The organism is Vibrio sp. 10N.237.312.B06 (assembly GCF_041464685.1).
Lineage (GTDB): Bacteria > Pseudomonadota > Gammaproteobacteria > Enterobacterales > Vibrionaceae > Vibrio > Vibrio tasmaniensis_A.
In genome coordinates this window covers 1-1,274 of record NZ_JBFSPI010000200.1, presented here as the reverse complement: position 1 = coordinate 1,274, position 1,274 = coordinate 1, and the positions used below count along the sequence as shown (strand labels likewise).

At 39.0% G+C, this 1,274-nt stretch carries 1 protein-coding gene; it reads left to right on the top strand.

Going from position 1 to position 1,274, the window contains the following annotated elements; all coding sequences use genetic code 11:
• Nucleotides 1–300 precede the first annotated feature (300 nt).
• Nucleotides 301–1,161, top strand: coding sequence for a hypothetical protein (locus AB6C75_RS23515; RefSeq protein WP_372109520.1), 861 nt, complete (start codon nt 301–303; stop codon nt 1,159–1,161).
• The last annotated feature ends 113 nt before the right edge of the window (nt 1,162–1,274 follow it).

Here is a 1,274-nt window from a genome sequence, read left to right as displayed (position 1 = left end):
GATTATCTGCTAACTGCAAGATCGTTCAAGTCTTCTTAAACGATCGGCATTAAACACGTATTGAAGGCGTTTTTGTCTTAGCTGTGGCAATGTTTTTTGTTACTTTCTATGAGCAATATCAAAACTTTATGAATTATATAGTTGAATTTCTGAAATCTGCATTATAACAAAGCCATCAATACGACCACCAACGCTCGGCATTCTAGGTTTGAATTGGCTGTGGTGTTTTCGCTGGTCTATCAACATTATCGTAATGCGTTATGGCGTATTATGGTAGGCGTTATACGATAGGAGATAAATGTGGAATTTGGACTGTTGAAATCAAATCGTCGCTACGTAGCAGATGATATTGAAATTCGACCACTATGGGACATAGATAGAGTGATTTCTGAATTTCAATATGAGGCAAATATTAGTGATGGGTGGATATACCCTCCTTTAGTTGAAGCTCGTAAATTGAAACGAGAAGCCCACACCAAAAAGTTCGATGTGTTTGCAGAGTACTATACCTTGCCAGCAACCCATTCTATTATCTTTCACCCCTACGATTATGAAAAATCGAAGTTTCTTATTCTTGGTATAGGCTTCTTTTTTGGTGTTTACCTTTCGCCTGCTGAGTATTACAACATAGGCAAAGTGGCATACGCAGAAGGGAAATTAACAGGGGTTATACCTATTGGAAAAGATATTGAGTTAGCTCTGAATTATTTGGCTAAGTTTTATGATGATAGCTCAGACGAAAAGCGGGCTGGGATGTTTGCAGTAATTCATTGGTTCCTCATCGGACAATCACATTATTATCCATGGGATCGCTTTGAAGCTCAGTATAAAATTCTGGATGGGCTGTTTAAGTTATCAGGTATTGCTCGTTGTCCTCATACTCAGCGACCTGCTGCGCTTGCTCAAAAGTATAGCCTCTTACTACCTAATTGGGCTGAGCTTGAAAACGGTAGTAGCGTTTTATCGAAATTAAGAAATGAATTGGCTCATGAGGCATTATATGCGGGGAAACCAATTGGCTATGCGCACCCAGAACAAAATTATGATGTTGATTTTTCAAGTTTCAACACTAAGTTGATAGCTGCAACATTAGGGATTGAATCAAGTTACTTGCAAGCTTCGTCACAGGATAGACAGTACAGCGCTTGGAATATCGTATAACAAATAAGGGCTAAGGTGTTATGCAGCCAACACTAAATCCCAAGTGTTGAACAAGCCTGAAGCCACTTTATTAAGTAAATTGTACGATTGCATTTGAAGGGCACATCGCTTTG